Source organism: Nitrospiria bacterium (genome assembly GCA_035517655.1).
GTDB lineage: Bacteria > Nitrospirota > Nitrospiria > JACQBZ01 > JACQBZ01 > JACQBZ01.
This window is the reverse complement of record DATIYJ010000056.1, coordinates 88,863-114,357: the sequence shown is the minus strand read 5'-3', so window position 1 is coordinate 114,357 and position 25,495 is coordinate 88,863. Positions and strand designations below refer to the sequence as shown.

The window sequence follows — 25,495 nt, the reverse complement described above, 5'->3', positions numbered from 1 at the left end:
TAACGGAAATTTGACAAACGATGGGAGCAACATTTACACATGGGATGCGCGTGACCGGTTGGCCTCGATGGCTGGGGCAAGCTTTGAATATGATGCGGTAGGGCGTAGAATTACCAAGACCATCAGTGGTGTTCCTACGAGTTATTTATACGACGGTCAGAACCCTGTACAGGAACTTTCCGGAACAACGCCAACCGCCAACCTGATAACGGGCTTGGGTATGGATGAATTCTTGACACGAACAGACAGCGCGGGAACCCAATCGTTCTTCACCGATGGACTGGGCTCTACATTGGCCTTGACCGACACCTCCGGTACCGTGCAAACCGAGTACACCTATGAACCATTTGGAAAAACCACTGCAACTGGCACAACCAGCTCTAACTCATTCCAGTTTACGGGACGCGAAAATGATGGCACGGGATTATATTACTATCGTGCAAGGTATTACAATCCAAACTTACATAGGTTTTTGAGTGAAGATCCACTCTTGGGGGGCTTTATTTCTTCTCCTAACGGCCCAATGGAATTGATGGTTCCGCGTCTAATCAAGCGCCCTGAAATGCTTCATCCATACGCGTATGTTGGGGACAATCCAATTGACCGGATTGACCCGACGGGTCTATTGATGGTTGCTACTCACTCGAGCGGAAATTTTGCTCCGGGGTTTGGGAGGCAGGATCAAGAATGCTCGTGGCCAGCCGGAAAATTTAATCGCAACCCTTGCACGAAACAATGCTGTGTTACACATGATCATTGTTATGAATTACATCAATGTAATTTTTCATCTTGGATAACCAATGCAACAACTTATTTAATGGGTCCATTTGGCCCTTGTACAATATGCAATTCTAACGTTTTTGCATGCCTTATACATAATGTGGGAAAGGGTGATTGCAAATCATGCAAGGGTAATTAATGTGCTGGATCAGAGAGATGAGGTTAATTGTAGTATTTTCCCTTCTTGTGTGGATTTTACTAAGTGCCTGTAACCTACAATATGGATTTATTGAATCTGAGTTTCAGTTAGCTGCAGAATCACGCCTTCCGAGATGGTTTGTAGTTCCACCTGGTTATAAAAGAGAAGATTTAGGTATGACAATTACTTTGTATTTTCGTCCGTTCCTACCTTATTTAGATAAAATGGTTATTTATGATTTGGGCCCAGGACATAAGGAGTTATTGAAGAAGATCGGGACCGAACGTTGGCATCCATGTACGGCACGACAATTCGAAGAGAAGAAAACTGGGGCTGTATATCCAAATTATTCCATTGTCACAGTTGATGGTATCGAGGAGATTTTCGAGCAGAGGGTTCCTGGGAACATTCTTTATATCACGGATGATCCGCAACTGCGACACACCATCGACCGGTGTTAAATAAAATGATAAAAGGGTTACTATAGATTATTCGAAAATCGCCCTCGGCTGTTACAGAAAACCGAGCGCTTTTTTGGGGCCTGTCCTAATTTGGAAGATTGGCACTTATTTCTTCAATCATCTTGTCAAATGAAACCTTATACTCTGATTGCCTATTTTTTTATAATTTGCTTAGCTTCTTCGATCAGCTGGGTCCGTAACTCCTCAGAAAGGGGAAATTTCAAAATCCTGCATTCAACCAGTAAGTGCAACACCTTCAGACTTGAAGTAAAGGGGTCAATGAGGTAGCCCCGATTTCACGGACAGGTAGTTAAGCACCCTGCCGCTGTTCTAAACCGACCCAAACAAGATAGCTTAAGAATTTAATATCCGCTCCTCTGTGGCCGGTTCTCAGATAAATATATGCGGATTCTGAATCAGCGTCAGCCGATGATCTTGAGCGTCTGGCGTTTGGCGTTCTGGATGCTGATCTGGGCCGCGACGGCCCTGGCGATCGTGCGGAAGGCCTCGGCGGCGGGCGATTTCGGATGGGAGATGAGAATCGGCTCGCCGCTGTCTCCGCCGACACGGACCTCGGGATCGATGGGGATTTCTCCAAGGAAGGGGACGCCCAGTTTCTCGGCGGCGAGCTTTCCCCCGCCGTGGCTGAAGATCTCGGTCCGCTCCTGACAATGCGAGCAGATGAAGTAGCTCATGTTCTCGATGATCCCGAGGACGGGGACATTCACCTTCTGGAACATGCCCAGCCCTTTTTTGGAATCGTGCAGCGCGACGTTCTGGGGCGTGGTCACGATCACGGCGCCGGTCAGCGGCACCAGCTGCGAGATCGAGAGCTGCGCGTCGCCCGTTCCCGGCGGGAGGTCGACGAGGAGGTAATCGAGATCGCCCCACTCGACGTCCCGGAGAAACTGCTGGATCGCCCCGTGGATCATCGGGCCGCGCCAGACGATCGGCTGGTCTTCGGGGACGAGGTAGCCCATCGACATGATTTTGACGCCGTGGCTTTCGGCCGGGATGAGTTTGTTTCCCGACTGATGGGGCGGTGTTCCGGCGCCCATCATCATGGGGATGTTCGGCCCGTAGACGTCGGCGTCCATCAGGCCGACCTTCGCGCCGGTCTCGGCCAGGGCGACCGCGAGCGTCGCGCTGACGGTCGATTTGCCCACGCCGCCCTTGCCGCTGCTGATCGCGATCGCGTTCTTCACCCGCGGGATGTAATCCTCCTTGACGCCGCTGATTCCTTTGGTGACGTTGGACGTCATGTTGATGTTCACCTTGGATACGCCCGGCAGGGCCGCGATGAGGCGTTGGGCCTCGTCGCGCATCTGGTCCCGGACCGGGCAGGCGGGCGTGGTCAGGACGATATCGAAGCCGATTTGTGAATCCTGGATCTTGATGTTCTGGACGAAGCCCAGCGTCACGATGTCTTTGTGAAGATCCGGATCCTGGATCCGGCTCAGGGCGCTCAGGACTTCTTTCTCACTCACGGGCATAACGTGTCTCCCTCGTCATAGGAACCACCGTACGTTCTATTCTACGGGCGGCCGGGTTCCTTCGTCAATCGGTAATTACGAATACAGACGACAAATTCAGTGCGACACTCGGCGGGTGGCCGCAGGCGGGGCGCCCCGTCCGCCTGCAACGGAAAAGCCAAGGGTACTTTCGTGTGGTTCCCCGAATAAAACTTCGGAGAATCCGCAGTGAGGACGGATGGGGCTGCCGAAGGACGGGACCCGCCGATGCAACAGGATAAAGTCGTTTGTGTTACATCGGGAATTCCGATGGTGGAGTGATGTTCTGCCACCCTTCCCCGCTGAGGCTGTTCAAGAACTCGACCAGATCCTTTTTCTCGTTTTCGGTCAGATCCAGCGGAATGATCAGCGGATCCTGGAAGGGATTCTTGATCCCTCCCTGATTGTAAAAATTCACCACGTCCATCAGCGTCGCGAAGCGGCCGTCGTTCATGTACGGCGCGGTCCGTGAAATTTCCCGCAGGCTGGGGGTCTTGAACGCGCCCATGTCGTTCTTGTCCTTGGTGACGTGGAAGCGTCCGGTGTCGACCATGTCCTTGTCGAACCCGATTCCGAGGTTGTGGAACTTCTCGTCCGTGAAATTGAAACCGGAATGGCACTTCGTGCAGCGCGCCTTGTTCCGGAAGAGGTCCAGCCCGCGCTTCGCGGCGGGCGAGAGGGCATTTTCATCCCCGCCGACGTCGTACTTGTCGAACGGGCTGTTGCCTGAGAGGATGGTCCGTTGGAAGCTGGCGATGGCCTTGCCGATTCTGTCGACCGTGATCTCCCCCCCGAAGACTTCCTTGAACTCCTTCTTATAACCCTCGATCTTGTTCATCTTGTCGATCATTTCCTTGTAATCGGCAAAACCGTGCTCGACCGGGTTCACGAAGGGACCGACCGACTGGTCTTCGAGCGTGGCTGCCCGTCCGTCCCAGAACTGGGCCTTGGAAAAGGCGCGGTTGATCGCCATCGGGGCGCTTCGCCCTCCCTGCTGGTGCCGGACTCCGGCCGAGACGGGCTGGCCGTCGGTGAAGGCGAGCGCCGGCACGTGGCAGACGGCGCAGGCGATCGTGTTTTCCTTGGACAGGCGCTTGTCGAAAAAGAGCTGCCGCCCCAGCTCGATCTTCTCCTTGGTCAGGGGGTTGTCTTTCGGAACGTAGAATTGATCCTGATCCAGACCCATCGGAATCGGCGGCATGTAGCTTTTTGTCTCGGCGCCGGCGGCCTGCATGGGACCGAGGAGCAGGACGAAGAGCACGGCCGCAAGCCCCGTCCCTCGTGCGATGAACCATTCCTGTGAATTTCGTTTCATGGCGATTTCCTCCTTGATAAGCTCTTATTATAGGGGGCTCGCGTCGCCCCCTCCGCCTACTGAAGATCGCCCGCGAGCTCGCGGCGGACTTCTTTTTCCAAAACCGTTCGGGCCCGATAGTTGGGATGGTCCACGATCAGCGCCGCCGGAACGGCATCGTTTTGAAAGGCCTTCCGCTCCTCCGGCGAGAACCGGAACCGGACATAATGAACCGCGCTGAGCTTTTCCTCGTTGCTGTGGCCTTCTTCGAATTCTCCGTCGACCCGGTCCGCGCCAATCTCGAAAAAAAGGCGGCGGCCGTCGTCGATTCCTCGAAGTTGATCCAGGATCTCCTTGATCCGGCCGGGCTCGGTGATCTCGATGAACAGCGTGCCCGACAGCTCGCCCGGGCCGGCGATCAGCGGGTTGTAGGTGTCCAGCTCGTTCTGGATCTTGGCCGGATCGTAAATATGCTCCACCCGCATCATCTCCTGGATCTGGAACAGGATCGTGTCCCGGTTCTCGAACACCAGCGTGATCCGGTCGCCGAGGGAAACGCGCCGCCGTTTCTTGAGCGCGATGATCCGTTCGCGGAACTCCCCTCGAACGGCTTCGTATTCCGAAAGCGGTTTGATGTCTTCCATCCGAAGCGGGTTCATCGGAATCTCGCGTTCTTATTTCAACCCGTAGGCTTTTTGTAGCACCTGAACGGGATGGACCGATTTTTTCCCGGTGCTCTGCTCGAGGGCCAGCCCGGACAGGGGGCAATCCGAGGCCGCCACGTCCGCTTCGGCGTCGTCGACGGCCGAAAAAGCCTTCCGTCCCACCTTGAGCGAGAGATCGTAATATTCCTTTTTCACCCCGAACGTTCCGTCGTGCCCGGAGCAGCGCTCGATCACCTCGACGGTCGCGCCGGGGATCAACTTCATCAGGTCGCGGGACTTCAACCCGATGTTCTGGTCCCGGAGATGACAGGGCACCTGGTAGGCGATCTTGCCGGGGCCGGAGACGAAATCCTTCGCGAGCTTTCCCTGTCCTTCGAGTTTCATCAGATACTCGCACAGGTCCAAACTGTTGGCCGCGACCTTCCGGGCCTCTTCCGTCCGGAGGAGGTCCGGATATTCCTTCTTCAGCATCAGGCTGCAGGTCGGCATCGGGGACACGATTTTGTAGCCCGCATCCACCGCGGCCGCCAGGCTCTTTAAATTCGACCGGGCCTTCTCCCGAACCGCGTCCAGATCTCCGATGTCGAAATAGGGCATGCCGCAGCATTCCTGTTCCGGGCAGATCACCTCGACTCCGTTTTTCCCGAGGACCTGGATCGCGGCCTTGCCGATCTCCGGATCGTGCCGGTTGACGTAACAGGTGTAGAAGAGCGCTATTTTTTCCTGTGCAGGGGCGCGGCGCGCCGCGCCCCTGCCCGGTTCGGATGCTCGGCGAAACCAGGCGGCGAAGGATTGCCGATGGAAGGCCGGGAGGAGCCGTTCCCGATGGAGGCCGATCAGCGCCTCCATCAGCCGGCGAATGAACGATTTACGGATGGCCCAATTGGCCAGCGGAGCGAGCATCCCGCCCAAGCGGCCCATCAGGTCGACATCCACCAACAGCCGGTCCCGCCAACCGGGCCGCCGCCGGCCGGCCTTCAGGTATTTTCCCCAAAGCATGAGCCGGGGAAAATCCAGGTCGTACTTGTGGGGCGGACAGTACGGGCAGTGGTTAAAACAGAGTTTGCAGTAGTAACAGAGATCCACCACTTGATTTAAAACCGGAGCCTCCACGGCGCCCACCTCGCCGTCCTTGTCGTCGATGCCGCGGAACAGCACGTCGAACGACGGGCAGAGGTTGAAGCATCTCCGGCAGCCGTTGCAGATCTCGTAGACCCGCGACGTCTCGGCCTGGAAGGCTTCCGCTTCCTTGAATCGGGGAGAGTCGAATGCGATCATCGCCGTTCCTTATCATAAAACCCGGGGGCCGGATCGATGCCGGGCCGGCTCCGGCCCCCGATGAGGAGCTATTTCTTGATGGTGTCCAGGGCCTTGGTGAAGCGCCCCGCATGGGACTTCTCGGCCTTGGCCAGCGTCTCAAACCATTCCGAGATCTCCGCGAACCCTTCTTCACGGGCGGTCTTCGCGAAGCCCGGATACATCTGGGTGTATTCGTAGGTTTCGCCTTCGATCGCCGATTTCAGGTTGGCCGCTGTATCGCCGACGGCCACGCCCGTGACCGGGTCGCCGATCTCGGCCAGGTAATCAAAATGCCCGAAGGCGTGGCCGGTCTCGCCCTCGGCCGTGTCGCGAAACACGCCGGCGATGTCCGGCTGTCCCTCGATGTCGGCGCGACGGGCGAAATAGAGATAACGCCGGTTGGCCTGGGATTCCCCGGCGAACCCTTCTTTTAGATTTTCCCAGGTCTTCGTTCCTTTCAAGCCTTTCTTGCTCATTGGGGTTTCCTCCTTTTTGTGGGTTGGGTCGTTTTGGGTTTACAGTCGCTGCAGTAGCCGTGAAATTCGACGCGGTGCCCGGTGATCCGGTAGCGGTGCTTGGCCTTGGGCGACAGGGCCAGGCAGTTCAGGGTGTCGTCGTAGAGGTCCTCGATCTTTTTGCATCGCAGGCAGACCAGATGATGGTGCGAGGCCGGGTTCGCGTCGAAGCGGGCCTTGTCGTGCCAGAGGCTGATCTCCGACGCGATGCCGATTTCCTTCAGGCTCTCGAGGGTGTTGTAGACCGTGTTCATCGAAAGGGTCGGGTAGGCCTTCTTGACCGTCGAGTAAAGATCCTCCACGCTCGGGTGTTCTTTGGAGGCGGCCAGCGCCCGGTAGATGGCGTAGCGCTGGCTTGTGAATTTAAGCCGGCGCTCCTGGAAGCGTTTCCGCATCTGTTCGGGGGTCAGCATCGTCATCATCATCCTCGATGGCGCGAGGGGCATTTGTTAAGACTAATTCCTATTTAGGAATTGTTACTATTTACCACGGAGCGGGGGATGTTGTCAAGCGGAAAAACAACCGCTTCAACGCGCCGTCCGCGCCGGCACCTCGCGGCCTTCCTCCAGGTCTAATAGATCCGGCCAGGCCGTGATGTCGGTGCGATGCGGCGCGAGCCGGTTCCGGATTTCATCGAAACGTCGCTGGCTTTCTTCGTTCCGGGGTTTCCGGCAGAGAAACGCCCGATTCCAGCTCTCGACTTCTTCGGAATTTTTGGATGCCGCGTTTTCCCGGACCCAGGCCAGGAGTTCCCGGTCGTCTTTTTTCCGGGCCGCTTCGTAGAAAGCGTCCGGGTCAATCCCCAGGAATTCAAGAAGCGCCTGGTCCAGCGGGCAGGGGTAGATGTATTCCCCGACGGTGCCGGCCGCCTTGGCGCGCGCCTTGTCGGCCATGCGGGCGAGATGGGCGTATCCTCCGAGCCTTTCCCCGGGGCTTCGGGGAAACCGGCGGGTGAGATCGGGCGCTTGAACCTTCATGGCGATGGCCTCCTTGTCCTGATCGGGGAGAAGGATTATACTGAACCCCGTTGATCGTACAGTGTATCCTACGGCAGCCGGGAAATTCAACCGGACGTCGTGTTTTTTTGAAGGGAGGATTCATCATGGCCCGGCCGCTTCGGATCGTCGCGTTCGGCGACAGCCTCACGGTGGGTTATCAATCGCCAACGGCCGCGAACCCGGCCGGGGCGGCCACGCCCTACGGCCGTTTTCTTCAAGAGCGCTTGGGTCCGGCGGCGGAGGTTCTGGTCCGCGGCGTCAACGGGGAGCTGACGGCCGAGATGGCCATGCGTCTTGGAACGGATGTCCTCCCGCTCCGGCCGGACTATGTCGTTGTTCTCGGCGGGACCAACGATCTCGGCTGGGGCGCGCGGCCCTCGGAGGTGATGCGGAACCTTGTCACGATCTACGAGCGGGTCCGCGGCGCGGGCGGCCGGGCCGTCGCCGTGACGCTTCCCTCGATTCTCGGATTCGACGACGGGATTCCTCCGCGCCAAACGCTCAACCGTCTGATCATGGAATACGCCCGGAGCCGGCCGCAGCCGGTGGTCGATCTCTTCGCGGCGACGGCCGAGCCGGAGACGCTCCGCTTGGCCGAGGCCTATTCCAACGACGGCCTCCACCTGACCACCGAGGGCTATCGTCGGCTCGCCGAGCTGCTTTACGAGCAGGTTTTTAAACCCGTCTTCTAAGCCGGTCCGCTGTTTTCCGCTTTGCGGATATTCCGCTTGACAGCGATACGGATTTCAGGTAAACTGATCGGTGCTTGAGGAGGAAAACCATGCCGACACAGATAAAACATGTGCTGTTGGGTAAACGCAACCAGATCACTCTGCCGAAGGAGTTCGTTCCGGAGAATATCTCGATGTTCGAGTGTGAACAGCGGGAGGACGGGTCTATCGTACTGATCCCCCATATTACGATTCCAGCCTCACAGGCATTTTTCTGGACCAGCCGTTGGCAGAAAGGGGAGAAGGCAGCCTCAAAAGACATCGAGGAGGGACGAATCACGCATTTCCGAAGCGGTGAGGCGATGCTGAGCGAGATGGCCAAGCGGCGGAAGAAGAAATAAGCCATGCCCTTCACGCTGGCGGCCACCGCTCATTTTCTATCACAGGCCGAACGCTTGCCGAATGACGTGTACCTTCAACTTCAGAAACAGATCCTCCTTCTGGAACAGAGCCCCCGTCATCCTTCCCTTAAAACCCATGAGGTCAAAAACGCCGTTGGAAGTCACGGCGCGAAAATCTTTGAAGGTTATGTAAACAGGCAGTACCGCTTCACGTGGGAATACGGTAAGCAGCGCTCAGAGATTATCCTCCGAAACGTGGACAACCATGATGAATGTCTTAGAAGTCCATAGCTATTTTCAGTAGGTTGATTTGACACCATCGAGTGGATCATCGAATTTCCACCATAGAGTAGCGCCCCGGCATTGCTCTAACAAGCTCTGCCTGGTGGAGAAGACGAATGATATTGTCAACTTCGTTACTTCTGTATGAAGATTGATCAGCAAGTAAGTCCTGCATGATATCCTCACGGCGCACACGATCCTTCCCATCAAGATAGTGGATCACCTTTAATGCCAGAGCACGGGTACGCTTCTTTTTCCCCTTGGCTTTCTGAAACTTCCTTCTAAGAAAATTTTCAGAACGCTTCGTGTAATTATGAGATCTGACTGCATCGGCTGATAACCTTTGCAGACGTTTTTCCTGTTTGTACGGGTTTCGACGTTTGCCAGCCAAGTTCGTCAGCGCTTTCCTTAAGCTGCGACAGGTCGTTACGAATCTCGGAGATCAATTCACGAGACCGCTTTTTGCGTCCGAACCACCCTGAAAGGTTTTTTTGAAGCTCTGCAAAAAGACGGTCCAGTATCTCGATATGGAAGAAGTTATATCCTTGGAACGGTGATTCCGCGCTGGGCCTGGTATTTGCCCTTCTTGTCGGCGTAGGAGGTCTCGCAGGGCTCGTCGCTCTCGAAGAAGACCACCTGGGCGATGCCCTCGTTGGCGTAGATCTTGGCGGGCAGCGGGGTGGTGTTGGAAACTTCCAGCGTCACGAACCCCTCCCATTCCGGCTCGAACGGCGTGACGTTCGTGATGATGCCGCAGCGGGCGTACGTGCTCTTGCCCACGCAAATCGTCATCACGTTGCGCGGGATCTTGAAATACTCCACGCTCATGCCCAGAGCGAACGAATTGGGCGGGATGATGCAGACCGGCCCCTTGAAATCGACGAACGACCTCAGGTCGAAGTTTTTGGGGTCCACGATCGTCGTGTTGATGTTGGTGAAGATCTTGAACTCGTCCGCGATCCGGATGTCGTAGCCGTAGGACGAGACGCCGAACGAGATCACGCCCTCCCGGATCTGCTTTTCCTCGAAAGGCGAGATCATCGTGTGTTCTTTGGCCATCTTTCGAATCCACCGGTCGCTCTTGATCATTCGCCGCCTCCGTTGTTCAGAATTTTGAAGGGCCCCTTCGCGCGCTGCGGCGCCGTCGAGACCTTCTCCGGCTCGGCCTGCGGATACCGGAAGACGCGGCCTTCGTAGTTTTTCAGAACCGCCTCCCGGCCGTTGATCTCGACGAGGTAGTCGGCCGGCAGCAGCGGGATCTTGCCCCCTCCCCCCGGCGCGTCGATCACGTAATGCGGCACGGCCATGCCGGACGTGTGACCCTGGATCGCCTTGAGGATCGTCAGCCCGTCCTCCACCGGCGTCCGGAAATGGTTCGTTCCCCGGGTCAGATCGGCCTGATAGATGTAGTACGGTTTGACCCGGCAGGCGAGCAACTTCTGCATCAGCCGTTTCATCACTTCCGGATCGTCGTTCACGCCTTTGAGCAGAACCGTCTGGCTTCCGAGCGGGACGCCGGCGTCGGCCAGCCGTTCGCAGGCCCGCTTAACCTCCGGCGTGATCTCGTCCGGGTGGTTGAAATGCAGGTTCATATAGATCGGATGATATTTCTTGACCATCGCGCACAGCCTTTCGGTGATCCGCGACGGGAGGCTTCCCGGAACTCGGCTTCCGATCCGGATGATCTCCAGGTGCGGGATTCCCCGAAGGGCCCTGAGGACCCGTTCGAGATGATCGTCCGTCAGCAGGAGCGGATCGCCTCCGGAGAGGATGACGTCCCGGATTTCCGAATGGCCGCGGATATAATCCACCGCACGGTCAAGATCCCCCTTGGAGATGAACCCGGGCTTGCCCACCAGCCGTTTGCGCGTGCAGAAACGGCAATAGATGGGACATTGGTTCGTGACCATCAACAGGACGCGGTCCGGATAGCGGTGGACGAGGTGGGGCACGGGGCTGTCGGCGTCTTCGTTGAGCGGGTCGGCCGCCGCCAGGAGGTCGTCGCCCTCGACCGCTTCCGGAACGACTTGTTTCCAGACGGCGTCGCCCTTTTCCTTGATCTGCTTGAGCACGTGCGGGGTGATCCGCACGCGGTATTCCTTCATGACGTCCCGGATCGCCTCCGGATCCACGCCCAGCTCGCGGGCGAGGTCTTCCGGTTTGGTGATGCTGGCTTGGAGCTCTCGTTGCCAATCTTCCATTCGGCCTCCTAATTTAATGGTAACCATTGTAGGGGCGAATCTTGTATTCGCCCGAATATAGGGCGATCACGAGGATCGCCCCTACGATTTCACGACGCAGGGGGCCATCACGGCCTCGGTCATGCCGTGGATCAACTTCTTGTCCGACGGGCAGATTGTCGCCAGGATCCCTCCCAACTCGGCCTTTTCCCCGGCGACGAAATAGTACGGCGACAGCCGGACGCGGCCGGCCATGAGCTTCGGCTGGGCCTCGGCCGGGTCGTCGTACCAGATCGAAAACTGCTTTCCCTCGTGGAATTCCTGCAGAATCGACGGGGACCGGGAAAAATGAGTCTGGGCGTCGGCGAGCGCCTGTCCCCACTCCTTTTCGGGAAGGTCGTGTCCCACGACGACGCCGCGGCTGCCCCAGGCCATCTCGGAGTAACCGGACGGTTTCAGCACGTACCGCCGTTCCTTTTGCGTGAGCGACGACAATTCCGCCCAGTTGCTCACGGGGCGCTGCCGTATCGACAGGCCGGGTATCACGGCGTAGGGCGGAACCGGCTGCGGGTCCACGATCCAGGTCTTCGGGAATATCCGGAGAAGCGCCGCATCGGTCTTCTCGCCCAGCGCCTCGGTCCAAAACGGCCGGAGCGCCGGATGATGGAACAGGGCGAAGGCCATCTTCTCTTCCAGATGGGTCTTGGCCGGAGGGGTGATCCTGACCTTTTCCTTCCTGGCGCTGTAGAGGATCAGCTCCGATTTCGGGATGTTTTTGAGATCGAACAGTTCGAAGAAACGGTAAACCACGTCGACGGGGACGACGGCGCCCCGATCCTCGACGCTCAGCCCGTCTTCCGCGAAGCGGATCCGATCCGGCTCGATCACGAAGGTCCGGAGGCCCGCCCGGTTGAGGCGGTCCCCCAGCCAATGCATCTCGGGACGATAGTCCTTGGATTCCTCCGATACGATGATCGCCAGGGCCGGATCGGACATCCCGGCCGCGGACCGGATCATCCCGGCGAAACCGTCCACCATGCCGTTGGTTCCGCCGATGATCGGGTGTCCCAGATCGGCGTAATGATCCGACAGGCTGCCGGTCAGGCCGATGCCGCCGGGAACCGAGTCCAGTTCGGTCACGATCCATCCGTCGTCGGTGAGAATCAGGTCCGGTCGAATAACGCCCGGCAGGTGCTGTTTGAAGCGGTTCATCCGTCCGTAATCGACGGCGGCTTCCGGTTTCCCCTGGTCGAGGTAGCGGCTGATCCACTTCGGCTGGGAGCCGCGGACGCTGGCGAAATAGAGGCGGTTCATCGCCGTGTAAAAAGACAGCAAGCGGGGACCCAGGTCCCGGATCGCCTCAAGATCGGCGGCCGGGATCGGGAAAGGCTCGGGGGAGACGCGCCAGGTCAGTCGGCTGACCGCGTCGTCGGGCGCCGCGGTTTCTTTCCCGGACGGGGGTTGAAAGAGGCCGTCGCCGATCAGCCGGTCTCGGATCTCCGCGCAACGGCTTCGGATCGATTCAAGATTCGCGGGTTCGTTTGTCTTGAGACCGGACGCTTGTGACGGCGTTTGACGGGGCAACAATCGCTCCTCGTACCTGCTTTAGGCCATGGATTAAGTGATGAATTATATTAACACGCCCCCGACAACTCCATCAAGGGGTTTTTATGGCGGTTTGACAAGACAGGCGCAGCCGGCCCTAGGCGCTGAGGCACGCCGTAGCTTCCATAGAAATACGATGTCAGGTCCCACCGACTGTTATCAAACGCAAGGTCGTTGAACCCTCCGCCGGACGCAAAAAGCACGATCACTGCGACTCGCGCATCAAGCGAAGGGCCGGCTGCGCCTGTCTGTGTTCAGTCCTTGCCGGTTCGGAGGAGGTCCCGCAAGCGGTCGGGATAGTTGGTGAACAGTCCGTCCGCGCCCATCGAAAGGCAACGCTTCATGAGGGAGGGCCGGTTGACGGTGTAGACATAAACCGGGAAGCGGTTTGAATGGGCCCGCGTCAGGATGTTTTTCGACAGGCGATGAGTCGAAATATGGATCGACCGGACGTTTAACGATCCGGCCTCGTCCAAAATGTCCCCCGGCTTCGTCTTCCGGGTCAGGAGACCCAGCGGGATTTCGGGATCGAGCTCGCGTAGGGTTTTTAAGCCCGCGAGGTCGAACGACGAGATCGTGACGCGGTTTCGGGCCCGGTGCCGGGCGATCGTGTCGATCAGCCGTTGTTCGATTTCGGGGTAAAAAGGCGAGCCGCGTTTCAATTCGATCATAAGCCCGACCCGGCCGGCGGCGAAGGCCAGCACCTCGTCCAGCGTCGGCACCCGTTCGGCCCGGCGGCTTCGGTCCCGCCACGAGCCGACGTCCAATTTCCTGATCTCCTCCAGCGAGAGCTCCCGGACCGCCCGGGGGTCCCCCGCCGTGCGTTGCAGCGAAAAATCATGAAGGACGACCAAACGGCCGTCGGCCGTCTGGTGCACGTCCAGCTCGATCCAGTCCGCGCCCTGCTCGACCGCGAGACGGAACGCGGCCATCGTATTTTCGGGCGCACGGCCGGACGCCCCCCGGTGGGCGATAATGAGCGGATGTTTGATCATCTTTTAGGGGCTCGCGTCGCCCCCTCCATCGGCGGGGCCGCTGGAGCCTCCCCCTCTCGCTCGCGTTGCTCGCTGGATCAGGACGTAGACGAAGTTTTCATGATGTATACCATTTGCCATGGAGGCTGTCAAAAGGAATTCCGTGTCTCTTGACAGAAGCCCTAAAATAGGATTATCCTTGGGGCGTTTTCAAGGATCAAAAACGGCCGGGTCAGAGGATCAGACGTCTTTCGCTCCGGGGAAGCAATGGTCTCTCCATCCTTCAAAGTCATTCCAGGCGTTCCATTTCAAAATCAAACACTGTCTTGAGAGGAGGTGAATCGCTCGGTTCGCAGGAACACGTGTCGGTTTTTTCAAGGAGATCGTGCCATTTTTCATGTTCCGGTTCGTGATAACCCAATCACAGAGGAGGCGCTGATGGGGCAGATTCGAAAAGGGTTCGTTGGCTTGGTCGTAATGATGGTGGTATCCATGAGTATCGTAGCGGCATCGATGGCCGAGAAGGGCGGTAGCCCGATCGGAAAGATGTCCAAGGATCAATTGATCAAGCTGGCTGAGAGCGCCGCGCCGCCGGAAATCTCGAAGGATGCGACGATCATGATCCCCGGCCCGGACGGCAAGTTGGTGGAAGCCCGAAAGGGGACGAACGGCTTCACCTGCATCCCGGATATCGACGGCCAGGCGAAGCCGGATCCGTTCTGCGGCGACGCGGCCTCGATGCAGTGGGCGAACGATCTCATGAGCAACGCGCCGAAACCCACGAACACCGTTCCCGGGATCGCCTACATGGCTCAAGGGGGTTGGCATTTTGAAAAGGATGGAAATATTGTGATGAAGAACGAGGCGGGCGCCAAGCTGGTGAAGGAGCCGCCGCACTGGATGGTTTTCTTCCCGTTTGATTCCAAATCGTCCGGACTGGCCAGCCTGCCGAACAAGATGGGCGTCTACATCATGTTCGAGGGAACGCCGTATGCGCATTTGATGATCTATCAGAATCCGAACAAGATGAAATAAGCCCAGGGACGGGAAGAATCGGGAAGGGGGCGATTCGACGCTCCCTTCTCTCAACCTAAAGGAGGATGCCATGCCTACGAAACAGTACAAAAAGCTGGGATGTCTGGATGCGAACCCCACGGGGGGCTGCGCGTTTGAAATTCGGGCCGAAACCGAGGACGAGGTGATGCGGATCATGGGCGATCATGCCAAGGTCATGCACAAGATGACCTCCATCCCGCCGGAGATGATTTCCAAGGTCAAGTCGGCCATCAAGACCGTCCCGGTCAACGTTTAACGGACGATACGCCGAAACCAAAACCCCCGGCGCACTCTGGGTGCGCCGGGGGGTCATTTCCAAGTTGAGTTCCCGCGCATCTTGCAGTACAATCATCCCACCGTATAATCATGAATCCAAAATCGGGGAGAGCCCTGTGAAACCGAAGACACGACTCGAACGCGATACGATGGGGGAGAAGGAAGTTCCGGCGGAGGCCTATTACGGCATCCAGACGCTCCGGGCGGTCGAAAACTTTCCGATCAGCGACCTTCGGTTCCCCCGCTCCTTCATCCGCGCGCTCGGCCTGATCAAATGGGCCGCGGCGCAAGTCAACGAGGATCTCGGTCTGCTGGATAAAAAGAAGTCCAAGGCCATCGTCCTGGCCGCGCGCGAAGTCGCCGACGGGAAATTGGACCGCGAATTCGTCGTCGACATCTTCCAAACCGGCTCCGGCACCTCGACCAACATGAACGCAAACGAGGTGATCGCCAACCGCGCGGCCGAGCTTTTGGGCGAGCCGATCGGCGGAAAGGCCCCCCTGTCCGGCGGGCGGGCGATCCATCCCAACGATCACGTCAACCTCGGCCAGTCCTCAAACGACGCGATCCCGACCGCGATCCATGTCGCGGCGCTGGAATCGATCGAAAAGGATCTCGTCCCGGCCCTGGCCAAATTGCAAAAAGCGCTCGCGGCCAAGGCGAAGGAGTTCGATGCCATCGTCAAGATCGGACGGACGCATCTCGCCGACGCCACGCCGATCCGCCTCGGCCAGGAATTTTCCGGCTACGCGCGGCAGATCGATCTCGGCGTCGAGCGCGTGAAGGCCGCTCGCAAGAACCTCTCGGAGCTGGCGCTGGGCGGCACGGCCGTCGGCACCGGGATCAACACCCATCCGGAATTTGCCAAGCGCGTGATCGCGATCCTGGGCCGGGAGACGGGTTGCGCGTTCCGCGAGGCCGAAAACCATTTCGAGGCCCAGGCCGCGAAGGACGCCGTGGTCGAGACGAGCGGCGCGCTCAAGACGGTCGCGGTGAGCCTGACGAAGATCGCGAACGACGTCCGTTGGCTCGGCTCCGGCCCCCGCTGCGGCATCGCCGAGATCCTCCTTCCGGACACGCAGCCAGGCTCCTCGATCATGCCGGGCAAGGTCAACCCGGTGATCGCCGAGTCGGTTCTGATGGTCGCGGCCCAGGTGATCGGGAACGATCTCGCGATCGCGATCGGCGGCCAGGCCGGAAATTTCGAGCTGAATGTCATGATGCCGGTCATGGCCTACAATCTTCTCCAGTCGGTCAAGCTGCTCGCGCGGTCGGCCGAAAACTTCGCGACGCGCTGCGTCCAGGGCATCCAGGCCGACGAGGCCCGGAACCGGGCGATGATCGAGCAGAGCCTCGCGATGTGCACCGCGCTGGCGCCCGTGATCGGCTACGACGCCGCGGCCCGGATCGCCAAAGAGGCCTACAAGACCGGCCGGACGGTGCGCGAAGTCGCGCGGGCCCGGAAGGTTCTGCCGGACGCTCGGCTGTCCGAGCTGCTCGATCCCTGGAGCATGACCATGCCGACGGCCGAATCCCGCGCCGAGGCGAAAAGGAAAAAGACAAGGTAGCCGGTGGGCCCCGGCCTGAGCGCTAAGGCACGTCGGAGCTTCCTTAGAACAGCGGATTATTATTCGATCAGCCGTGATCAAACGTCAGGTCGTTGAACGGTGGACCATGGACGTGGAAGTACAATCGTCGCGACTCGTGCATCAAGCGATGGCCGGGACCCGCCGACTAACCGACGCTAAGCGCCAATGAAGGCCTCCGACCTATTTGTGAAATGCCTCGAACGGGAGGGCGTGAAGTACATCTTCGGCCTTCCCGGCGAGGAGAACCTCGACCTTCTCCATTCCCTGCAATCCTCCTCGATCAGCTTCATCCCGACGCGTCATGAGCAGGCCGCGGCCTTCATGGCGGACGTCTACGGACGGCTGACGGGCAGGGCCGGCGTCTGCCTCTCCACGCTCGGCCCCGGCGCGACCAACCTCGCGACCGGGATCGCGGACGCCAATCTCGACCACGCGCCGCTCGTCGCGATCACGGCCCAGGCCGGACTGGAGCGATTGCACAAAGAGTCGCACCAGTACGTCGACATCCTTCGCTGTTTTGAGCCGCTCACAAAATGGAACTCGCGCGTCGAGCGGGCTTCGGTGATCCCGGAGATCGTCCGAAAGGCCTTCAAGATCGCACAGGCCGAGAAGCCCGGCGCCTGCCACATCGAACTCCCGGAAGATGTGATGGGCATCGAGATCGGGCAGGAGCCGCTCTCGACCCTGCGGGCCCGCCGTCCGTCCCCCGATCGGCAGGCTTTGAAGACCGCCGCGGAATTGATCGAGAAATCCCGCCAGCCGTTGATTCTGGCCGGCAACGGGGCGGTGCGCGGCAAGGCGTCCAAGGAACTCCTGGCCTTCTCGCGAAAAACCGGGATCCCGGTTACGAATACCTTCATGGGAAAGGGCCTCGTTCCGTGGGACGACGATCTCGCGCTGCTGTCGACCGGCCTTCAATCGCGGGACTACATCTCGTTCGGCTTCGAGCGCGCCGACCTCGTGATCGCCGTGGGATACGACCTGGTCGAGTATGCCCCCCGGCATTGGAATCCGGACGGCAACAAGCCGATCATCCATATCGATTTCACCCCGAGCGAGGTGGACGCCTACTATCAGCCGTCGGTCGAGATCGTGGCGGACGTCCGCGAGACGCTGGAGCTCCTGACGCTTGAAGTCCGCGGACAAAAAGACACGAGCTATCCGAAAACGCTGCGGGCCTCCATCCTCAAGGAGCTGGAGGACCGCGCGTCCGACGAGGGCTTCCCGTTGAAGCCCCAGCGGATCCTTCGGGACGTCCGGGAGACGCTGGGGAAAGAGGACCTCCTGATCAGCGACGTCGGCGCCCACAAGATCTGGATCGCGCGGATCTTCCCGGCCTCGGTGCCGAATACCGTGATCATCTCGAACGGCTTCGCGGCGATGGGGATCGCGGTGCCGGGCGCGATCGCGGCCAAACTGGCGAACCCCGACCGCAACGTTCTGGCGATCTGCGGCGACGGCGGGTTTTTGATGACCTGCTCGGAGCTTGAGACCGCGCGGCGGCTCGGCCTGGCCTTCGTCGTCCTGATTTTCAACGACGACGGATACGGCCTGATCAAATGGAAGCAGCAAAAAAAGTTCGGCCGGGAATTTGCGACGAGTCTCGGGAATCCGGACTTCAAGCGGCTGGCCGAATCCTACGGGGCCAAGGGGTACCGGATCGGAGCGGCGAAGGAACTGGCCCCGACGCTGCGGGAGGCCTTCGCCCAGAAGGTTCCGGCCGTGATCGAGGCGCCGGTCGATTACCGGGAAAACTTCCGTTTCATGGAAGAGATCGGACAGTTCGTGTGTTCATTGTAGGGGCTCGCTGGAAAATTCCACAGGCGTTTCGAGTGAGGGGAACACGACTTTGTGATTAAAGAGGTGAGTAATGATCAAGGAATATCAAATCTTCCTAGCGGGAAGCTGGAAGCCGTGCAAGAAGGCGGTCGAGGTGACGAATCCCTACGACGGAGAAGCGATCGGGAGCGTCCATCAGGCCGAGGAGGCCGAGGCCGAACATGCGATCCGCGCGGCCCAGCAGGCCTTTCCGGAGCTGCGACGGATGCCGTTGTACCGTCGGGCCGAGGCGCTCCGGAAAATCACGGAGGGGATCCGGGAGCGGAGCGAGGAGCTGGCCCGGATGATCTGCCGGGAAGCCGGCAAGCCGATCACCGACGCCCGCGGCGAGGTCGCCCGCGCGATCCTGAATTTCCAGACCGCGGTCGAGGAGACGAAGCGGCTGGGCGGCGAGGTGATCCCGCTGGATCTCGCGGCCGGTTCGGAATCTCGCGTCGGGATCGTCCGGCGCTTCCCGATCGGGCCGGTCCTTGGAATATCGCCCTTCAACTTTCCGTTGAACCTCGTCGGCCACAAAATCGCGCCGGCGATCGCGTCGGGCAATCCCATCGTGCTGAAGCCCGCGCCCAAGACCCCCGTCACGGCCCTGATGCTGGGCGAGATCATCGCGACGGCGGAACTGCCGGCCGGGTCGGTCAGCATTCTTCCCTGCGCCAACGAGCTCGCGCAGAAAATGGCGACGGACGACCGGTTCAAACTGCTCTCGTTCACCGGGAGCGCCAAGGTGGGATGGTATCTGAAGTCCAAGGCGGGGAAAAAAAAGGTGTTGCTGGAATTGGGCGGCAACGCCGGGGTGATCATCCACCGGGACGCGGATCTGGACCTCGCGGCCCGTCGCTGCGCGGCCGGAGGGTTTTCCTACGCGGGCCAGTCCTGCATCTCGGTCCAGCGGATCTTCGTCCACGAGCCGGTGATCAAGCCGTTCATGGACCGCTTCCTGAACCTGGTCCGGGGGCTCAAGACCGGTGATCCGATGGACGAGGGGACGAACGTCGGGCCGATGATCAATTCCGACGCGGCCGAGCGGACGGAACAGTGGGTGGAGGAGGCCGTCCGGCAGGGGGCGAAGGTCCTGATCGGCGGAAAGCGCCGAGGTCGGATGTTTGAGCCGACGGTCCTCACCGACGTGACACCGATGATGAAAGTCTGCAGCGAGGAGGTCTTCGCGCCGCTGGTGGTCGTGATTGCCTATCATGACTTTGACGAGGCCCTGTCTTCGCTCAACAATTCGGCGTACGGTCTTCAGGCCGGTCTCTTTACGAACGATCTAAAGAAAATCTTCCAGGCCTATGAGGAATTGGAGATTGGCGGGCTGATGGTGAACGAGGTCTCGAGCTACCGGATCGATCCGATGCCGTACGGCGGCGTGAAGGATTCCGGCCTCGGACGCGAGGGCGTCCGCTACGCGATCGAAGAGATGACCGAGCCGAAACTGCTCGCGTTGAATCTGCAGTGACACCTTCTTTCAAACTCTTAATCGGGGAATACGACCTCCATCGCCACGCGCCCGCCGGGCGATAATCCCGCCGCAGTCCTCGGCGCGACCAGCCAGGTCCGACGCCACGATGTCTGATAAATGGATTGTAGAAATATTGAAGATAGAAACCCGATGAACCCAAAAAGCAAGAAGCCCGCGCTGAAGGAACCGGTGAAGTCCTTCAAGGAACCCAGAAGGGTCGGGAGAAGGAAACCTCCGAATCCTCCGGCCGCGCCGACCATTCCGGTCACCACGCCGATCTCATTTCCAAATCGCTTCGGAACGATTTGAAAAACCGCTCCGTTGCCCATTCCAAACCCCATCATTCCCAGAAAAAGCATGACCGTTACAACGGGCAATGACGGCAGGAAGCCAACGCCCGTCATCATAAGCCCCATCCAGACATACAGCACGGTGAGGACGCGAACGCCTCCGAAGCGATCCGCCAGATATCCTCCCACCGGCCGGAAAAAACTTCCGGCAAACACGCAGGCCGCCGCAAAAGTTCCGGCCGTCACCTTCGACAGTCCGTACTGATCGTGGAAAAAGATCACCAAAAACGAGGCCAGCCCTACAAAGCCGCCGAAGGTCACACCGTAGAAGAAATTGAACCACCAGGCATCTTGATTCCCGAACGGGAGCAGGTATTCCCAAAGCGGCCTCGATGCGGGTTGCTTCGGACTTTCCTTGGCCATTAAGAAGAAAACTACCAAGGTGATCAGAATCGGGATCGCCGCCAGCCCCAACACGCCGTGCCAGCCGATATGCTCGGCCAGTCGCGGGGCCATCAGCATGGTCAGGACCGTGCCGCTATTTCCGGCGCCGGCGATGCCCATGGCGATGCCCTGATGCTCGGGCGGATACCACCGGCTCGCCATAGGAAGGGCCACGGCGAAACTGGCGCCGGCCGCGCCCAACAGAAGACCCGCGACGATCACCTCGCCCAGCGCATCGGCAAAGAGCCAGCCCCATACCAGAGGAAGCAGCGTCAAGCAAAGCCCGGTCAGCCCCGTTCTCCTCGGCCCGATTCGATCGGTCAGGATGCCCATCGGAATCCTCAAAAGGGCGCCGCCCAGGATCGGAACCGCAACGAGCAATCCCTTTTGAGCGGCCGACAATCCCAGGTCCTGGGAAATATAAACTCCCAAGGGTCCCAGAATCACCCAGACCATAAAGCTGACGTCAAAATAGAGAAAGGCCGAGAACAAGGCGCCGGGGTGGCCGCTCTTGATCGTCCGGATGAGTTTCATGTTTTCACCTCCTCGCTTCGGATCGTCCAGGACTGCTCCGCCGGCCGGATAAAAGTTTCCCCATTCGGTCTCCTTGAACCGGAGCGGCCTTTTCGATGGGAACCACAACCAGTTTTCCGTGGCCGATCCGTCCCGTCCGGTTGATCTTGACGAGTTCGTTCACGACGAACGACAGCCGGTCGTCTTCCACCGCAATCCAGAACATCCGCTCGGAAGGAAGCCGGATGTCTTCGGGTTTCCCGAGCCGGCATTGCTGAAACGGCAGACCGTCCTCTTCGCTTTGCCAGAGAACGCGCAACATCGCATAGGTATGAATGCCGGATTCCTGCAAAAACCTCTGAGCGGCCGCGGCCTGATCCGGATGGATGATCGCGATGATCTCCCTCATGTCGTCGTTTCCTTTGAGAGGGTCTCTGTTACGGGTTCGGAGACCTTAAGGTTTGCAAAGGCGGTCAGCGACACCATCTCCCCCTTGCGCGCCTCAACCGCTTTATCCCGGGCCACGTATCGGACCAGCCCCTTCAAGATCTGCGGCAACTGATCGCACGGCACGTCCTCCAATACCTTGACGCCCGCTTGAGGCCGCACCCCGCCGCGGCCGCCGAGAAAGATATCGACCGCATCCACCACCCGGGTTGTTCCGTCGTCTTTGGCGACCTTGGCCCGCTTGCCTAAAAGTCCGATCTCCGAGACCAGATGATTCCCGCAGCCGGCGGGGCAGCCCGACCAGTGAACCCCGACCGGCTTGGCGGTTGCGATCTCCCGTTCCATCTCCCGAGCGATCCCAAGCGCCCTGTTCTTGGTCTCGATCACGGCCATGCCGCAATACTCGATGCCGGTGCAGCTCACCAGTCCTCTCATGATCTCCGAGGGGTTGTACCGGAGTTCTTTCAAAAGCGGCTCTTCCTGGAGCAATTTCCCAAGCACACGGTCCGGAATGTTGGGGAGGATCAGGTTTTGACCGCCCGTCAGGCGGATCTCGCCGGTGCCGTATTCCTCGGAGAGTCGGGCCGCCTCGATCATCTGCCGGGTCGTCATTCTCCCGACGGGCACCGCCAGCCCGATATAGTTCAGCCCCGCCTGTTTTTGGCGATACACGCCGATATGATCCGTTTTCTTCTTCGGATCCCGTTCGTCCTTCCCCGCGCGGGAGAGGGGCCGGCCCAGACGGCTTTCCAGTTCTTTTCGCAAACGTCCGACGCCCCATTCCTCGACCAGGAAAGCCAGGCGGGCCTTTGTCCGGTTCTCACGCGGCCCATGGTCGCGGTAGATCCGGGTGATCTGGCTCATAATTTCAACGGCCTCCTCCGGAGGCGCAAAGACGTCCAAGGGCCCCGCGGCCCGGAACCCCCCGGAGCCGATTTTCCCGCCGACCAGGAGATTGAAGCCCGGGATCGTTTTTCCATCGATCTCCCGGGTCGCCGGAATCAGGGCCAGGTCCTGACTTTCAACCGGAAGACAGTTTTCGCGGCATCCCGTCACGGCGATATTGAATTTGCGCGGGAGGTTGGTGTAGTCCCGATTCCCGACGAGGAGATCGTTGAATTGTCGGACGATCGTCGCCGTGTCGATCGATTCGGTCGGGGAGAGCCCGGTCACGGAGCAGCCCATGATGTTCCGGACGTTGTCCATGCCGGTCTGGAGACTGGTCAGACCGACCGACCTCAGCCATTCAAAGATCCCGGGAACATTCTCGATCCGCATATCCCGGAGCTGAATCTGTTGACGCGTGGTGAGATCGGCCAGCCCTTTGCCGAACCGCTCCGAGATCTCGGCGAAAGCGCGGAACTGCTCGGCCCGGGCGATGCCGTTGGGGATCCGGACGCGGATCATGAACAGCCCCGGCGTGGGAGTCCGGAGAAACAGCCCGTACCATTTGAGCCGTTGAACGTCTCCTTCCGAAATCGTCTCCCAGCCTTCCCGGGCGTACCGGTGCAGGTCGTCGAGAACATCCAAGCCGTCCTTTTCTTTTTTCCATCCCTCGACCTTATTGATCCCTCCGCCGGACGTCCCGGTTTTCCGGGCGGCCGGACCGGCGCCCGCGGAAGATTCCTCCAGCACGTTTTCGAGGATCTGCTCGACCAAGGTCGCGCAGGAACCGCAGCCCGTGGACGCCTTCGTGCATTCCGCGACGCTATCCCGCGTTTTGCAATTTTTCTCGCGGATCGCGCCGACGATCTCGGCCTTTGTGACGGAATGGCAGTTGCAGACCAGGGTCGTATCCGGAAGGGCGGCCGGGTCGCCGGATTTTTCAGACGCGCCGGTTCCGGTCAATAGACGGGAGCGTACGGCCGAGATATCCCGGCTGTTTTGAATCATCTCCCGCACCTCCCGGCTCCCGCCGTCGTCTCCCAGGAAAATCGCCCCCGCCACCCGGTTATTCCGAATCACGAGCTTTTTGTACGTGGCCGCGCCCGCATCCATATAAACCAGTTCCTCGGACTCGCTTTCCCGCCCCGCGAAGTCGCCCATCGAGATCAGTTGGATCCCGGCGACCTTCAGCGTCGTGGACGGGACCGACCCGATATAGACCCGTTTCCCCTCGCCCGCGATCGCGTCGGCGGCCACTTTCGCTTGCTCCAGAATCGGCGCGACGAGACCGTAGGTCTTCCCCCGGTGCTCGATGCACTCTCCGACGGCATAGACGCCCGGCCGGCTGGTCTGCATCGAATCGTCCACTTCGATTCCGCGATTCACGGCCAGACCGGCCGCTTGAGCCAATTTCACATTCGGACGTATGCCGGCCGTGACCAGGACGAGATCGGCCTCGATCCGATCGCCGGTCGTGAGGCGGACGGCCTCGACGTTCCGATCGCCGAGGATCTCCTCGACCGTACAGCCCAAGCGCACCGCGATTCCCATCTTTTCGATTTCGGCCTTCAGAATCGCCCCGGCCTTCTCGTCCAACTGCTGCTCCATTAAATGATTCATCAAGTGGACCACGGTGACCGCCATTCCGCGGTTGGTCAATCCCCGGGCCGCCTCAAGCCCCAAAAGGCCGCCCCCGATCACCACGGCGCGGTAGTGATCGGCCGCCCATCGGATCATCGATTCGGTATCCTCGATATTTCGAAACGTGAAGACCCCTTTTCGGTCCGACCCTTTCATCGCGGGAATAAAGGGGACGCTGCCGACGGCGATCAAAAGCTTGTCATAGCGATGGGATCCGCCGTCCTGCGTGATTACCTCCCGCCGATCCGTATCGATGCCGGTCGCGAAAACCCCGGTCTGCAATTGAACGCCGTGATCCTCATACCACCGGCGGTTGTACAGATAAATTTCGTCGAATGTTTTTGCGCAACCCAGCACCTCCGAGAGCAGGATGCGGTTGTACCCGACCTGGGGCTCGCCGCCGAAAACGGTCAGTCTCGGTTGCGACGGCCGCTTGACGATCTCTTCGATCACGGCCGCTCCGGCCATTCCGTTCCCGATGACGATGAGACGAAACGCTTCGGTCATGACGGCCTCTTCCCGGGTTCATCCGGCGGGTTCATTCCGTAGCGCCTTCGCCACTCTTCGCCCAACTCGGCCGAACGGCTCTGGCCCCGCAATTTTTTGATCCCGAGCGGATCCCGCCGAAAGGCCCGGATCGACCGGACCCATTTGACGCTCTTGAATCCCTGAAGAAACGGAACGACGAGACGCAGCGGGGCCCCGTGCGGTTCCGGAAGGGGCTGCCCGTTGAGGCCGTAGGCCAGGAGGACGCGCGGGTCCCGCGCCTCGGTCCGGGTGAGCGTCTCGAAATAGTGGCCGTCGCGCGAATAGATGGCATAGTGGCCCTGCGACGCGGTTTCCAGTCCCACATGATCCAGAAAATCGGAAAGCCGCACTCCTTCCCATTCGACTTCCTCCGACCAGTTGAAAATCTGACAGATGATCGGGGCGCGCGTCCGGATGCGGGGCAGATCGCCGAGCTCCGTCCAGGACACAAACCGGGGTTGCCCGTCCAGCCCGCAGACGCTGATCCTCAACGATTCCAAACCGACCGGTCCCGGAATGGGATAAAGACAGAGAACCGGAAGCGGTTCGGCCTCAAAATCGATCCGGGCAAACTGATCCGCGAATTTTGGCGGCTTGATGCCTTCCCTGCGCATGGTCGTCCCTCTCTTGGCAAGATGAGCAAGCTCTATGCCAGGATCATCGTTGCAAGAAATATTCGGAGGAAAAGCCAAACATTCAAACGGTTGAGTCCAACATGCCCGCTGGAGAGAAAATTAAAACGGGAGAACCGTC

At 59.5% G+C, this 25,495-nt stretch carries 26 protein-coding genes; 10 read left to right on the top strand and 16 right to left on the bottom strand.

Annotated elements, in window-relative coordinates:
• On the top strand, positions 1 to 919 hold a 919-nt coding region (locus tag VLY20_10665), incomplete at its 5' end, for an RHS repeat-associated core domain-containing protein (protein HUK57108.1).
• A gap of 17 nt (positions 920 to 936) precedes the next feature.
• Positions 937 to 1,380 (top strand): hypothetical protein, encoded by a 444-nt coding sequence (locus VLY20_10660; GenBank protein ID HUK57107.1) that lies wholly within the window; start codon positions 937 to 939, stop codon positions 1,378 to 1,380.
• A gap of 422 nt (positions 1,381 to 1,802) precedes the next feature.
• Here the strand turns inward: VLY20_10660 and VLY20_10655 are convergent, their stop codons facing one another.
• The 7 genes from VLY20_10655 to VLY20_10625 all read right to left on the bottom strand — a co-directional run bounded on the left by VLY20_10655 (position 1,803) and on the right by VLY20_10625 (position 7,641).
• Positions 1,803 to 2,873, bottom strand: coding sequence for an Mrp/NBP35 family ATP-binding protein (locus tag VLY20_10655; GenBank protein HUK57106.1), 1,071 nt, complete (start codon positions 2,871 to 2,873; stop codon positions 1,803 to 1,805).
• Positions 2,874 to 3,144: 271 nt separating this feature from the next.
• Positions 3,145 to 4,206 (bottom strand): cytochrome c peroxidase, encoded by a 1,062-nt coding sequence (locus VLY20_10650; GenBank protein ID HUK57105.1) that lies wholly within the window; start codon positions 4,204 to 4,206, stop codon positions 3,145 to 3,147.
• Between the two features lie 56 nt (positions 4,207 to 4,262).
• Positions 4,263 to 4,844: a DUF3501 family protein gene (locus VLY20_10645; protein HUK57104.1), complete on the bottom strand. Its 582-nt coding sequence runs from the start codon at positions 4,842 to 4,844 to the stop codon at positions 4,263 to 4,265.
• A gap of 15 nt (positions 4,845 to 4,859) precedes the next feature.
• Positions 4,860 to 6,128 (bottom strand): anaerobic glycerol-3-phosphate dehydrogenase subunit C, encoded by a 1,269-nt coding sequence (locus VLY20_10640; GenBank protein ID HUK57103.1) that lies wholly within the window; start codon positions 6,126 to 6,128, stop codon positions 4,860 to 4,862.
• 68 nt (positions 6,129 to 6,196) lie between these two features.
• Entirely contained in the window at positions 6,197 to 6,625 is a 429-nt protein-coding gene (locus VLY20_10635; protein ID HUK57102.1) for a rubrerythrin family protein, read from the bottom strand.
• Entirely contained in the window at positions 6,622 to 7,077 is a 456-nt protein-coding gene (locus VLY20_10630) for a transcriptional repressor (GenBank protein HUK57101.1), read from the bottom strand. The genes VLY20_10635 and VLY20_10630 overlap by 4 nt, the downstream gene beginning before the upstream one ends.
• Before the next feature lie 114 nt (positions 7,078 to 7,191).
• On the bottom strand, positions 7,192 to 7,641 hold the full coding sequence (locus VLY20_10625; GenBank protein HUK57100.1) for a DUF5069 domain-containing protein: 450 nt from the start codon (positions 7,639 to 7,641) through the stop codon (positions 7,192 to 7,194).
• Between the two features lie 125 nt (positions 7,642 to 7,766).
• Between VLY20_10625 and VLY20_10620 the strand changes: the two genes are divergently transcribed.
• The 3 genes from VLY20_10620 to VLY20_10610 all read left to right on the top strand — a co-directional run bounded on the left by VLY20_10620 (position 7,767) and on the right by VLY20_10610 (position 9,025).
• Complete coding sequence (locus VLY20_10620; GenBank protein HUK57099.1) at positions 7,767 to 8,354, top strand: SGNH/GDSL hydrolase family protein; 588 nt, start codon at positions 7,767 to 7,769, stop codon at positions 8,352 to 8,354.
• A gap of 89 nt (positions 8,355 to 8,443) precedes the next feature.
• A complete protein-coding gene (locus tag VLY20_10615; protein ID HUK57098.1) occupies positions 8,444 to 8,734 on the top strand; it encodes an AbrB/MazE/SpoVT family DNA-binding domain-containing protein in 291 nt (96 codons plus the stop codon).
• A gap of 3 nt (positions 8,735 to 8,737) precedes the next feature.
• Positions 8,738 to 9,025 carry a hypothetical protein gene (locus VLY20_10610; GenBank protein ID HUK57097.1) on the top strand — a complete coding sequence of 96 codons (288 nt, stop codon included), beginning with the start codon at positions 8,738 to 8,740 and terminating at the stop codon, positions 9,023 to 9,025.
• 37 nt (positions 9,026 to 9,062) lie between these two features.
• On the opposite strand, the gene VLY20_10605 is transcribed toward VLY20_10610, so the two are convergent.
• The 5 genes from VLY20_10605 to VLY20_10585 all read right to left on the bottom strand — a co-directional run bounded on the left by VLY20_10605 (position 9,063) and on the right by VLY20_10585 (position 13,796).
• Positions 9,063 to 9,407, bottom strand: a complete 345-nt coding sequence (locus VLY20_10605; GenBank protein ID HUK57096.1) for a hypothetical protein — start codon at positions 9,405 to 9,407, stop codon at positions 9,063 to 9,065.
• A gap of 146 nt (positions 9,408 to 9,553) precedes the next feature.
• Positions 9,554 to 10,105, bottom strand: coding sequence for a dCTP deaminase (dcd, locus tag VLY20_10600; GenBank protein HUK57095.1), 552 nt, complete (start codon positions 10,103 to 10,105; stop codon positions 9,554 to 9,556).
• Positions 10,102 to 11,217, bottom strand: coding sequence for a KamA family radical SAM protein (locus VLY20_10595; protein ID HUK57094.1), 1,116 nt, complete (start codon positions 11,215 to 11,217; stop codon positions 10,102 to 10,104). Before VLY20_10595 ends, dcd begins: the two co-directional genes overlap by 4 nt.
• A gap of 81 nt (positions 11,218 to 11,298) precedes the next feature.
• Positions 11,299 to 12,780 (bottom strand): hypothetical protein, encoded by a 1,482-nt coding sequence (locus tag VLY20_10590; protein ID HUK57093.1) that lies wholly within the window; start codon positions 12,778 to 12,780, stop codon positions 11,299 to 11,301.
• Positions 12,781 to 13,055: 275 nt separating this feature from the next.
• The gene (locus tag VLY20_10585) at positions 13,056 to 13,796 is read right to left on the bottom strand and encodes a glycerophosphodiester phosphodiesterase family protein (protein HUK57092.1); all 741 of its coding nucleotides are present in this window, start codon (positions 13,794 to 13,796) and stop codon (positions 13,056 to 13,058) included.
• Between the two features lie 471 nt (positions 13,797 to 14,267).
• Here VLY20_10585 and VLY20_10580 point away from each other — a divergent pair, with 471 nt between their 5' ends.
• The 5 genes from VLY20_10580 (at position 14,268) to VLY20_10560 (ending at position 19,991) form a co-directional block, all read left to right on the top strand.
• Positions 14,268 to 14,810 (top strand): hypothetical protein, encoded by a 543-nt coding sequence (locus VLY20_10580; protein HUK57091.1) that lies wholly within the window; start codon positions 14,268 to 14,270, stop codon positions 14,808 to 14,810.
• Between the two features lie 70 nt (positions 14,811 to 14,880).
• The gene (locus tag VLY20_10575) at positions 14,881 to 15,087 is read left to right on the top strand and encodes a DUF1059 domain-containing protein (protein HUK57090.1); all 207 of its coding nucleotides are present in this window, start codon (positions 14,881 to 14,883) and stop codon (positions 15,085 to 15,087) included.
• 136 nt (positions 15,088 to 15,223) lie between these two features.
• Entirely contained in the window at positions 15,224 to 16,675 is a 1,452-nt protein-coding gene (locus VLY20_10570) for a class II fumarate hydratase (protein HUK57089.1), read from the top strand.
• A 186-nt stretch (positions 16,676 to 16,861) separates the two neighbouring features.
• Positions 16,862 to 18,496, top strand: a complete 1,635-nt coding sequence (locus VLY20_10565) for an acetolactate synthase large subunit (GenBank protein HUK57088.1) — start codon at positions 16,862 to 16,864, stop codon at positions 18,494 to 18,496.
• Positions 18,497 to 18,566: 70 nt separating this feature from the next.
• The gene (locus VLY20_10560; protein ID HUK57087.1) at positions 18,567 to 19,991 is read left to right on the top strand and encodes an aldehyde dehydrogenase family protein; all 1,425 of its coding nucleotides are present in this window, start codon (positions 18,567 to 18,569) and stop codon (positions 19,989 to 19,991) included.
• A 17-nt stretch (positions 19,992 to 20,008) separates the two neighbouring features.
• Here the strand turns inward: VLY20_10560 and VLY20_10555 are convergent, their stop codons facing one another.
• The 4 genes from VLY20_10555 to VLY20_10540 are packed head-to-tail and all read right to left on the bottom strand — an operon-like array spanning position 20,009 to position 25,356.
• Positions 20,009 to 21,262: a nitrate/nitrite transporter gene (locus VLY20_10555; GenBank protein HUK57086.1), complete on the bottom strand. Its 1,254-nt coding sequence runs from the start codon at positions 21,260 to 21,262 to the stop codon at positions 20,009 to 20,011.
• 4 nt (positions 21,263 to 21,266) lie between these two features.
• On the bottom strand, positions 21,267 to 21,650 hold the full coding sequence (locus VLY20_10550) for a P-II family nitrogen regulator (GenBank protein HUK57085.1): 384 nt from the start codon (positions 21,648 to 21,650) through the stop codon (positions 21,267 to 21,269).
• The gene (locus VLY20_10545; protein HUK57084.1) at positions 21,647 to 24,721 is read right to left on the bottom strand and encodes an FAD-dependent oxidoreductase; all 3,075 of its coding nucleotides are present in this window, start codon (positions 24,719 to 24,721) and stop codon (positions 21,647 to 21,649) included. Before VLY20_10545 ends, VLY20_10550 begins: the two co-directional genes overlap by 4 nt.
• Positions 24,718 to 25,356 carry a molybdopterin-dependent oxidoreductase gene (locus VLY20_10540; GenBank protein HUK57083.1) on the bottom strand — a complete coding sequence of 213 codons (639 nt, stop codon included), beginning with the start codon at positions 25,354 to 25,356 and terminating at the stop codon, positions 24,718 to 24,720. The genes VLY20_10545 and VLY20_10540 overlap by 4 nt, the downstream gene beginning before the upstream one ends.
• Positions 25,357 to 25,495: the final 139 nt, after the last annotated feature.